At 62.9% G+C, this 10,537-nt stretch carries 11 protein-coding genes and 1 pseudogene; 11 read left to right on the forward strand and 1 reads right to left on the reverse strand.

The window, feature by feature from the left end:
• Positions 1-32: 32 nt before the first annotated feature.
• A complete protein-coding gene (locus tag MR825_RS08105; protein WP_287880058.1) occupies positions 33-923 on the reverse strand; it encodes a LysR family transcriptional regulator in 891 nt (296 codons plus the stop codon).
• Positions 924-1,092: 169 nt separating this feature from the next.
• Here MR825_RS08105 and MR825_RS08110 point away from each other — a divergent pair, with 169 nt between their 5' ends.
• From MR825_RS08110 to MR825_RS08160, 11 genes and pseudogenes are all read left to right on the forward strand, one after another.
• Positions 1,093-2,394 carry an SLC13 family permease gene (locus MR825_RS08110; RefSeq protein ID WP_186906848.1) on the forward strand — a complete coding sequence of 434 codons (1,302 nt, stop codon included), beginning with the start codon at positions 1,093-1,095 and terminating at the stop codon, positions 2,392-2,394.
• Positions 2,395-2,791: 397 nt separating this feature from the next.
• A pseudogene (locus tag MR825_RS08115) lies at positions 2,792-2,989 on the forward strand (acyl-CoA dehydrogenase family protein); the annotation flags it as partial.
• A 471-nt stretch (positions 2,990-3,460) separates the two neighbouring features.
• Complete coding sequence (locus tag MR825_RS08120; protein ID WP_186906847.1) at positions 3,461-4,051, forward strand: helix-turn-helix domain-containing protein; 591 nt, start codon at positions 3,461-3,463, stop codon at positions 4,049-4,051.
• 128 nt (positions 4,052-4,179) lie between these two features.
• Positions 4,180-4,848 carry a response regulator transcription factor gene (locus MR825_RS08125; RefSeq protein WP_186906846.1) on the forward strand — a complete coding sequence of 223 codons (669 nt, stop codon included), beginning with the start codon at positions 4,180-4,182 and terminating at the stop codon, positions 4,846-4,848.
• Complete coding sequence (locus tag MR825_RS08130) at positions 4,845-5,879, forward strand: sensor histidine kinase (RefSeq protein WP_186906845.1); 1,035 nt, start codon at positions 4,845-4,847, stop codon at positions 5,877-5,879. Before MR825_RS08125 ends, MR825_RS08130 begins: the two co-directional genes overlap by 4 nt.
• Complete coding sequence (gene cobT / locus MR825_RS08135) at positions 5,876-6,949, forward strand: nicotinate-nucleotide--dimethylbenzimidazole phosphoribosyltransferase (RefSeq protein ID WP_186906844.1); 1,074 nt, start codon at positions 5,876-5,878, stop codon at positions 6,947-6,949. Before MR825_RS08130 ends, cobT begins: the two co-directional genes overlap by 4 nt.
• The gene (locus MR825_RS08140; protein ID WP_186906843.1) at positions 6,943-7,461 is read left to right on the forward strand and encodes a bifunctional adenosylcobinamide kinase/adenosylcobinamide-phosphate guanylyltransferase; all 519 of its coding nucleotides are present in this window, start codon (positions 6,943-6,945) and stop codon (positions 7,459-7,461) included. Before cobT ends, MR825_RS08140 begins: the two co-directional genes overlap by 7 nt.
• Positions 7,458-8,225, forward strand: coding sequence for an adenosylcobinamide-GDP ribazoletransferase (locus tag MR825_RS08145; protein WP_256175596.1), 768 nt, complete (start codon positions 7,458-7,460; stop codon positions 8,223-8,225). The genes MR825_RS08140 and MR825_RS08145 overlap by 4 nt, the downstream gene beginning before the upstream one ends.
• Positions 8,222-8,578: a bifunctional adenosylcobinamide kinase/adenosylcobinamide-phosphate guanylyltransferase gene (locus MR825_RS08150; RefSeq protein WP_186906841.1), complete on the forward strand. Its 357-nt coding sequence runs from the start codon at positions 8,222-8,224 to the stop codon at positions 8,576-8,578. Before MR825_RS08145 ends, MR825_RS08150 begins: the two co-directional genes overlap by 4 nt.
• Positions 8,569-9,183, forward strand: a complete 615-nt coding sequence (locus tag MR825_RS08155; protein WP_287880069.1) for a histidine phosphatase family protein — start codon at positions 8,569-8,571, stop codon at positions 9,181-9,183. The genes MR825_RS08150 and MR825_RS08155 overlap by 10 nt, the downstream gene beginning before the upstream one ends.
• A 178-nt stretch (positions 9,184-9,361) precedes the next feature.
• On the forward strand, positions 9,362-10,453 hold the full coding sequence (locus MR825_RS08160; protein ID WP_287880072.1) for an LCP family protein: 1,092 nt from the start codon (positions 9,362-9,364) through the stop codon (positions 10,451-10,453).
• Positions 10,454-10,537: the final 84 nt, after the last annotated feature.

Raw genomic sequence — 10,537 nt, forward strand, 5'->3', positions numbered from 1 at the left:
ATTATTTTACATCTTTTTAACGAAAGGGTACGCTAGGTTTGGGAGGATGCAGACGTGCCCGGTGCCGTGTGCAGCATATGGGCAAGGAAGGCCTCCTGCGCTTTGCTGAGGGGCTTGTCGCGCAGACGGATGAGGCCGACGGAGAAGATAATGGGGTGCTCGAAGTGCACACCGCGCAGCAGCGGCTCGCCGGGGCACTCCTCTACGAACAGGAACGTGGAGGCCAGGTTCTTGCGTGCGAAGTTCTTCATGGTGGCTGTCTGGCTCGCATACAGCATCACGTTCGGCTCAATGCCCGCCTCCTGAAAATAGTTCTTGATAATGGAGTTCTGGTAATAACTGTCTTTGAATAGCACGATGGGCGATGTGCCGATGTCCCGGAATGAGACACGTGCCTTCTGGGCGAGGGGGCTGTGGATGTTCGTCCACAGCATCAGTTCCACCTTCAAAAAAGGATAGGTGACAAATTCCTGGTCGCCTATACTGTTGAGGATGGCCACGGCAAAATCGCGCTCGCTCTCGCGCAGCAGGTTTGTCACTTCCCCCTGTGCGTCCTCGTATACCTCCAGCCGGTAGTCGGGATATTCCTGCATGAAGCGGTCGAGAAGATTCGGGAAAAAATCGCCCACGATGGGCGGCAGGCTGAGCGTTACGGTGCTGCTGCTGTTCAGATGCTGCATCGTCTGCTCGAGCGTACGCACCTCGTCCAGCACACGGTTGACGCGCTCCAAAAAAAACGATCCCTCGCGTGTGAGCATCATGCGGTTGTTCTGGCGTACGAACAGCTTTACGTGCAGCTCTTCCTCAAGTTCTTTGATGGCCATGCTGATAGACGGCTGTGAAACGAACAGGGAGTCCGCCGCGCGCGTGGTGCTGCCATAAAGGCAGACGGCTTGAAAATACCGCATCTGTGAAAGTTTCATCCAAGACCCTCCTTTTCCAACCCGCTTCGCTCTGATGCCGCGGGAGGTACCCGTTCTCTTCTGCGCTCTTCTATTATAGTCTGTGAGACTATTTTTTTCAAATGCGGCCAAAATGGCCGCTGTCCGCCCGTCTATTCCGAATCTTAAAAATTAAGGAGGCATCTGTATCATGCTTGCTCTGGTGGGCCTGCTGGGCATCGTTTTGTTCATCGTGCTCCTCGCGCGCAACAAGACTATCATGCCCGCGGCATTCGTCATCGTTATCCTGCTCATCCCCCTGTGCCTGGGTATCCCCTTAAACGAGATCAGCGGCTACATCACGGACGGTATCGCATCCACGGCAACACTCGGCATCATGGCGGCGTTTGCGATCCTGTTTTTTACGCTTATGAACAAACTGGGCGTCTTCGACACCATTGTGGGCGGCATTACACGCCGCATCGGCAGCCACATCTATCCCGTGCTGCTCGCCACGATGCTCGTCTCCATCTGCTCCCATCTGGACGGGCAGGCCCCTTCCACCATCCTTGTTACGATTCCGGCGCTCTATCCGTTCTATAAAAAGTTGCGCATCCGGCCCGTCGTGCTTACGTTTATTCTCTCGGCCGTGGTGGGCATCTGGAGCTTCCTGCCATGGGGTTCCGTGACGCTGACGAACTCCGTTGTGATGGGACTGGATGTTCTGGACATCTGGCAGGAGCTGTTGCCTGCGCTGCTGTGCATGACGGGCATCCTGTCACTGGTGCTCCTGGGAACTGCGTACACGGAAAAAAAGCGCATCGCCGCGGGATTAAACGACAAGACCGCCTATGGAAGCATGTTCCAATCCTCGGGCGAGGAGCTGCCTGCGCGGGCGCGCCGCCTTCTGCCGTTCAACACGGTCCTTACGGTCGCCGTGCTCATTCTGCTGTTTTTGAATGTCGTGAATACAGCCGTTGTGTTCATGGCGGGCTATACGGTGGCGGTCCTGGTAAATTACCGCACCATAAAGGAGCAGATGGCACACTTCAGTGAGCATGCGTCCACTGCACTGATGATCTGCCTTGCCATGGTGCTTGGCGGTGTGTTCGGCAATGTGCTCAATGACTCCGGTGTGCTGAACGCCATGATCACAGCCCTCGTTTCGGTGTTCCCACAGAGCTGGAGCCGATATCTGCTCACCATATTCGGCACGTTGTCCTATCCGCTGGGCTGCTTTTTGGGGCTCACTGCCTACAGCTTCGGCGTCACGCCCGTTATCAATGGCGTGGCGGCCAACTTCGGTTTCTCCGCGCTGCAGTCTGTCTGCGCGCTGGCGCCCGGCTACAGCATGAGCATAATGGCGTGCCCGATCATGCCCAGCACGCATTTGATGCTGGGCGCGGCCGGGATCGACCTCAAAACACATTTCCGTTATTCCGGCTGGCGCCTGCTGATGCTCGCGCTGGCATTCCTGGCCGTCACCATTCTGCTGGGGAACGTGCCGCTCTGACTTGGCGGCGCGTCTCTTGTCGTTTATCCGGCAGATACCATCTTTGAAACGCTCCCTGTGGGGTATGGTCTGCTGTGCGCTCTGCGGCCCAGCCTTTTGGGGCTTGGCCTGTTTTGCAGGCTTGCGGTCAGGACGCTTTCTTTCTGCGCACGGCCGCTTTGCCCTTTTGGCGATTTGCAATCGGCTTTTCCTTCGGTTCAAAAAGCCGCTATCCATATCTACCCCGATATGTGCTTTGTACCCAAAGCGTCATTCCCTGCCGTTTTCATCTGATGCGCATTCGGATCTCACTGCCCGTCCTGGTTCTTTGCGGAAAACGGGGCGGCAAGGATCGTGGAATCTACAATGGTACTCTTCTTCAGAAGAAGTCCTTTGCAAACAGCTGTTCCTGAAGAGTGCGGCTCAGGTCTGCGGCGAAGCTCAGGCCGCACCGGATGCGGCAATTGAGTACACGAAGGAGCGCGTCCAGTTCGGCCGCCGCATTTCCCAGTTCCAGAACACCCAGTTCCAGTTGGCCGACATGTACGCCAAGACCGAGGCCGCCAAGTGGCCGGTATACTCTGCGGCGATGAAGAAACAGAACCACGAGCCCTACCTCGGGGGTGGTGTCGGTAAAAGGAAGACGGCACCATGGACCGTGCGGCAATGGAGAGCATTACCAACCATGACAATCTGGCCGCGGTGGAGGCGGCGCTGGCAGGTGTCCTTGGCGCTGGGCGGTAGCTTGGCAGTGGATCGGCCTATCTATACGCCATGAGGAGGGGAACAAGAAGTGGTATAAGGTTTAGAGAAGCACCATATTTGTTCGCATCCCAAGAGGACCGGACTTTTCGGCTGGAATACTTTCCGATTGTATGACGGTAAGGACGCATTCAGGCCGCAAAGAGAAATCAAAAGGGAAAGCGGGCGGGAGGCCCCCATATCCATTATCGGTTTGGCAAGCGAATCTATCTGATTTTAGGGGCACGCAACCGATAGTTGCGGACGCTGAAACGTAAAATGGGTGGCGCGGCGGGCGGAAATCTGGTAAACTGAACGCACAAGCACAGAGAAGGAGCGTTGGCGAATGAATCTAGAGATTGCAAACCGGCTGGTGGCGCTGCGGCGGGAGCGGGGGTTATCCCAGGAGGACCTGGCGGCCCGGCTGGGGGTGAGCCGCCAGGCGATTTCCAAGTGGGAACGGGCGGAGTCCTCTCCCGATACGGATAATCTGATCGCCCTGGCCCGGCTCTACGGCATTTCTCTGGACGAGCTGCTGCTGCAGCCGGCTCAGGGGGGCGACCGCTGCGAAAGCCAGTACGCCTATGCATCTCAGACGGGACCGGCCGCGGCGGAGGAGGCGGAGGACGAGCAGGCAGAGGTCTTTGCCGCCGCGCGGGAATGGGACGAAGCGGAGCGGGCCTGGGAAAAGCAGCAGAAAAAGGTGTTTGAAAAAAAGAAGCAAGCGCTTTTGTGGCTGCTGACCCTGGTGCTGATGGTAGCTTTGCCTGCCGCCAGCGCGGTATTGGGACTGGGTGACGTATATCCGATCATTGTGGTCATTGTTTTCCTGATCACAGGGTTTCTGCTGGATAATTGGCACCCGGGCTGGATGCTTTTTCTGAGCATCCCCCTCTATTATGCCATCAGTGAACGGATCTTGGGTATATTCTGGTGATCAGACGGCGCGTCCGGGGTTGGACGCGCCGCTTTTTTCTGCTATAATGCGGAAGGAACCGCGGAACCGCCCGGCGCCCGTTGATGGGCTCCGTGCTTCCGGAAGATCACAACGCAGGGAGGGATACCATGTCCCATACCATTTTTCTTGTGGAGGACGACCCCGCGCTGCGGGGGGAGCTGGCCGCGCTGCTGGAGCGGTACGGCTATGTCTGCGCCTCCACCGACGATTACGAGGATGTGGCCGGACAGATCTTGTACAGCGGGGCCCACCTGGCCCTGCTGGATCTGAATCTGCCCCGGTATGACGGCTATCACGTCTGCCGGGAGCTGCGGCGGCAGTCCCAGCTGCCCATCCTTGTGGTCACCAGCCGTTCCACCGAGCTGGACGAACTGATGAGCATGAACCTGGGAGCCGACGATTTTCTGACCAAGCCCTATCACACACAGATCCTTCTGGCCCGCATCGGCCGGCTGCTGCAGCGGGCCTATCCCGCCCAGGGCGGAGCGGTGCTGTCGGAACGGGGCCTGACCCTGGACCTGAGCCGGAGCACGGTCCTGCTGGACGGGCGGGAGGCCGAGCTGACCCGCAACGAGGCGCGCATTCTCCAGCTTATGCTGAAAAACCCGGAGCGCATCGTCTCCCGTGAGGAGCTGATGCACGCGCTTTGGCAGTCGGACGCCTTTGTGGACGACAACACCCTCACCGTCAATGTCGCACGCCTGCGGCGAAAGCTGGAGGGCCTGGGAGCGGAGGGGTTTCTTACCGCCCGCCGGGGACAGGGGTATCAGCTGTGACGGCGGGCTGGTTCTGGCGGGACAAGGCGCCTTATCTGGCGGGACTGGGCTTTTCCGTGCTGCTCTCGGCGGTGCTGCTTTGGGTCTTGTCGGTCCATCCGGGGGCCATCGCCCTGCTGTGTCTGGTCTTTCTGCTGGGCGGACTGCTGCCCCTGACCGCGGAATACATCCGCAAAAAGACATTCTACGACGAAGCCATGGGCATGCTGGACGCGCTGGAGCGCAAGTACCTGTTCTCCGAGCTGCTGGAACAGCCCTCTTTCCCGGAGGGGGTCTTGTTCTGCCGGGCCATGGAGGAGACCAACAAGGCCATGAACGACGCCCTGGCCGCCGCCAGGAGGGACATGGCGGACTACCGGGAATACATCGAAACCTGGGTCCATGAGGTCAAAACGCCCATCGCCTCGGCCCGGCTGACCCTGGAGAACCTGCCGGGTCCACCGCTTCAGGGGCTGGAGGAGGCCCTGTTTCAAATCGAGGGTTATGTGGAGCAGGCGCTGTTCTACGCCCGGAGCGGCGCGGTGGAGCGGGATTATGTGGTGCGCCCCATGGCCCTGCGCCAAGCGGCCTCCGACGCGGTGAAGAAGTACGCCCGGCCGCTCATCGCCGCGGGGTTCTCCGTGGAGCTGGAGGGATTGGACGCCGTGGCCTACGCCGACGGAAAGTGGGTGGAATTTATCCTGGGCCAGCTCATTTCCAACGCCATCAAATATCGGGGCGAGCACCCCCGGCTCGTCTTTACGCAGAGCCGGGCGGAGCAGTCAGTGGCGCTGAACGTGGCGGACAACGGGGTGGGGATTCCGCAGGCCGATCTGCCCAGGGTATGTGAAAAGGGCTTTACCGGGGAAAATGGCCGGAAGCTGTCCAAACGCTCCACGGGACTGGGCCTTTACCTGTGCAGAACGCTGTGCGGGCGGCTGGGGCTGGGCTTCTCCATCGCCTCGCAGGCGGGGGAGGGGACCCGGGTGTCCATCATCTTTCCCAAGGGACGTTTTTATCTGCTGGGAGAACGAGAGGAGTTAAAACAATGACCGTACCGGAACTGATCGCATCCATTCGTCCCGCCGACGGGGCCGCCCGGGCGGCGGCCCGCCGCCGGTGGGATTCCATCGCCAAGCCCCTGGGCAGCCTGGGTCTGCTGGAGGAGGCGGTGGAGCGCCTCGCCGGGGCCTCCGGAAGTCCGGACGTGGAGACCGCCCCGCGGGCTGTGGTGGTCATGTGCGCCGACAACGGCGTGGTGGAGGAGGGGGTCACCCAGACCGGGCAGGAGGTCACCGCCATCGTCGCCGAGAACATGTCCACCGGGGATACCAGCGTGTGCGCCATGGCCCGCGCCGCCGGGGCGGACGTGGTGCCGGTGGACATCGGCGTGGCCCGGCCGGTCAAGGGGGAGCGCATCCTGCAGCGGTGCGTCCGCCGGGGTACCGCCAATATGACCCGGGGCCCCGCCATGACGCGGGCGGAGGCCGAGCGGGCCATTCTGACCGGGGCGGCGGTGGCGCGGGAGCTGAAGGAGCAGGGCTGCCGCCTGCTGGCCACCGGAGAGATGGGGATCGGCAACACCACGACCTCCAGCGCCGTGGCCTGCGTGCTGCTGGACCAACCCGCCGTGACCATGACGGGGCGGGGCGCGGGGCTTTCCGACGCGGGGCTGCGGCGGAAGATCGCCGCAATCGAGCGGGCGGTAGCGGTCAACGCCCCCGACCCCGGCGATCCCCTGGACGTGCTGGCCAAGGTGGGGGGACTGGATCTGGCCGGGCTGGCCGGAGTGTTCCTGGGAGGCGCGGCCTGCCGGCTTCCCGTGCTGGTGGACGGCTTCATCTCCTCCGTGGCCGCCCTCATCGCCGCGCGTCTCTGCCCGGCGGCGGTGGATTACATGCTGGGCTCCCACGCCTCGCAGGAGCCGGCCGGGACCCTGGTGCTGGAGGCGCTGGGGCTGCGGCCGTTCCTCTTTGCCGGGATGCGGCTGGGAGAGGGGACCGGCGCGGTGGCGGTGATGCCCCTGCTGGACATGGGCCTTGCCGTGTACCGGGAGATGGCGAGTTTTGACGACGTGAAGATCGAGGCGTATCAGCCCCTGGGGGGGGAAGACGAATGCTGATCCTGGTGTCCGGCGGCGCCTCCAGCGGCAAATCGGCGTTTGCCGAGGCCCTGGTGGGCGCGCGGGGCGAGCCCAAGCTCTATCTGGCCACCATGCAGGTGTGGGACGCCGAGAGCGAGGCCCGGGTGGAGCGGCACCGGGCCATGCGGGCCGGAAAGGGCTTTGAGACGATAGAGCGCCCGGCAGACCTGGCGGGATTTGCACTGCCGGAGGGCTGCGCCGTGCTGCTGGAGGATCTGCCCAACCTGTTTGCCAACGAGTATTTCGGAGCCGCTGGGGCCGCGGGCGCGGCGGAGCGGGTGCTGCGGGGGGTGCTCCGGGCTGCGGAGCGCTCGGCCCTGCTGGCGGTGGTCACCGGCAACGTGTACGCCGGAGGTATGGATTACGCGGCGCAGACCCGGGCCTGGCTGGCGGAGCTGGCGCGTCTGGAGCGGAAGCTGGCCGCCGCGGCGGAGCAAGTCTGGGAGGTCGTATGCGGTATCCCGGTCGGCTGGAAGGGGGAAGCGGTGTGAAAAGCCTGGTCATTGCCTTTGCCATGTATTCCAAGCTGCCCATGCCCCGGGTGGAGTGGGACGAGAAGAGCCTGTCCCGGGCCCTGTGGTGGTTCCCGGCGGTCGGCCTGGCGGCGGGAGGACTGCTGTGGCTGTGGCTGCGCCTGAGTCAGCTGCTGGGACTGAGCACTGTGCTTTGCGCCGCCGGGGCGCTGCTGCTGCCGGTGGCCGTCAGCGGCGGCATCCACCTGGACGGCTTCTGCGATACCTGCGACGCCCTGTCCTCCCACCAGAGCCGGGAGCGGAAGCTGGAGATCCTGAAGGATTCCCACACGGGGGCCTTTGCCATCATCTGCTGCTGCCTGTATCTGATCTGCTTTTTTGCCGTCTGGTGCGAGGCGCTGCCCGCCGGGCGGGAAACGTGGGTGCTCGCGCTGGGCCCGGTGCTGTCCCGGAGCTTGTCGGGCCTCTTTGCCGCCGTGCTGCCCAACGCCCGGGGCAGCGGGCTGCTGGCGGCCTTCACCGCGCCGATGGACGCCGTGAAGGCGCGCTGCGTCCTGGGTCTGTGGACGGCGGCGGCTGGTGGGGCCATGGCGCTGCTCTCCCCCTGGGCGGGAGCGGGCGCGCTGGCGGGGGCGGCGCTGGTCTGCCTGTACTACACCGTCATGTCCCGGCGCCAGTTCGGCGGCATCACCGGGGATCTGGCCGGCTTCTTTCTGCAGCTGTGCGAGCTGGCAGTGGTGCTGGGAGCGGCCGTGGGCATGCGATTGGAGGTGTTTGGATGATCCTCATCATCGGCGGTGCGGGCCAGGGGAAGCTAGAGTATGTGCTGCAGAAGACCGGCCTGGGGCCGGAACAGGTGGCAAGGGACCCGGAGACGGCCCGCAGCCGCCCTGTTTTCGCGGGGGTGGAGCAGTGGCCGGAGCTGGAGGAAAACGAGCTGCTGGCGGCCAACCCGGAGATTATCCTGATCTGCGACGAGGTGGGCAGCGGCGTGGTGCCCGCCGACCCGGAGCAGCGGCTGCGCCGGGAGCAGGTGGGACGGCTGTGCTGCCGCCTGGCGGCGCGGGCCGAACGTGTGGAGCGTATCTTCTGCGGATTGAGCATGGTACTGAAAGGAGAAGGCACATGGAACTGATCTTGATCCGGCATGGCACCACCCAGGGCAACCTGGAGAAGCGGTTCATCGGTACGCTGGACGTGCCCCTGGCCCCCCAGGGAGAAGCGCTGGCCCGGCAGGTGGGGCCGACGCTGCCGGCGGTGGAGCATGTTTACCGCAGTCCCCTGCTGCGCTGCCGGCAGACGGCGCAGCTGCTATGGCCCGGGGTGGAACAGACGGTGGTGGACGAGCTGCGGGAGACGGACTTCGGCCCCTTTGAGGGGAAAAACCACGAGGAGCTGAAGGACGATCCTCTCTACCAAGCCTGGATCGGTGCGCCGGGGGGCGCTAATTTTGCCGCCCTGCCGGTGGGCGAATCGGCCCAACAGGTGGTGGAGCGGGTCTCCGCCGGCCTGAAGAAGGTGGCCGCGGATGCCGGGCGCCGGGGCTTTGGACGGGTAGGCGTGGTATCCCACGGCGGGGCGCTCATGGGCCTGTTGGCGCAATACGGCCGTCCCGAGCGGGAATACTACGGCTGGATGTGCCTCAACTGCGGCGGGTTCCGGGCTCAGCTGGAGCCGGAGACCCTGCTGCTGCATGTAACGCAGGCATTTCCCGGGGACGGCGGCAATTTCTTAAAATAATCGAAACCGTGAAACTTTTCCTTGCCCCCGTTCGTCGGAACCTGTATACTGGACTAGCGTCCGTTTGCGCGCCTGCGCCATTTTCCGGTGCTTCAAACAGACGTCAGGCCGTGTTTCGGGCTGGTCGAAGCAAGGCCGGAACGGTGTTGTCATTTCACAAAAGAAGGGGGCGTCTCCCTTGGCCCGACGCGTCATGAAGAGCGCAGCTTCCCCCGCCCGGCGGGTGGGAAAGATCCTATACCGGGTGGCGGTGGCGCTTTCCGCCGTCATCGTGGTGCTTTACGGCGTATACCGCTATTTGGCCCGGCCGCCGGAGCTTACAGGTCCCGCGCCGGCGGCCGGCATACAGCCCACCGATGATCCGGATACGGAAGTGGACGAGCGCCTGGCCGCCGTTACCCCGGCGCCGGAGCCTGCCATGGCGCGCAAGGAGTATACCTATACCTTTCTGCTGGTGGCCAGCGACCAGGGCAACGGCAACACCGACACCATGATGGTCGCCACGTACGACACGGTGAACCAGACGGTGGGGCTGGTCTCACTGCCGCGGGATACCTTTATCAACGGGGTGCGGGAGTCCAACGGCAAGAACTTCTACAAGCTCAACGCCGCATACGCCTATAATGGGATCGACGGGCTGAAGACGGAGGTCTCCAAGATCCTGGGCTTTCCCATCGACTACTATATCAAGGTCAACATCAGCGGTTTTGTCCGCCTGGTGGACGCGGTGGGCGGCGTGGAATTTTACGTGCCGGTGGATATGAGCTACGACGACCCCACGCAGGACCTGCACATCCACTACAATAAGGGCAGCCAGTGGCTCTCCGGCGCCGACGCGCTGAAGGTGGCCCGCTGCCGGCAGAACTCCTATATCGACGACGCGGGGCAGGTCCACACCTATGACATCTACAACGGCGCGGATGTGGGGCGCACACAGACCCAGCGGGACCTGCTCACCGCCGTGCTGAAAAAGGCCGTCGCCAACCCGCAGAAATTCCCGGAATATATTGATATCCTCCTGAACAACGTGAAGACCGACCTGGATCTGAACGCGCTGACCTATTTCGGCACCAAGGCCCTGGACTTTGACTTTTCGGCCGGACTGACCACAGCAGTGCTGCCTGGGGACGGCACCATCACCTACCGCGGCTGGACCTGGTGCTATCAGCTCTATCCCGACCAGGTGCTGGAGCTGGTCAATACCCACAGCCTCAACCCCTATACCACGGACCTCACGGCGGACATGCTGGAGATCATGCAGAAGGACTGAGCGGCGGGCAAGAGGAGACGACGCGGGAGCCTGGTCTCTTATGCCGGCGGCGGACCTGCGCATCCCGGCGGTCCATGCAAAAGA

It is taken from the genome of Lawsonibacter sp., assembly GCF_022777125.1.
In the GTDB taxonomy this organism is placed as follows: domain Bacteria; phylum Bacillota; class Clostridia; order Oscillospirales; family Oscillospiraceae; genus Lawsonibacter_A; species Lawsonibacter_A hominis.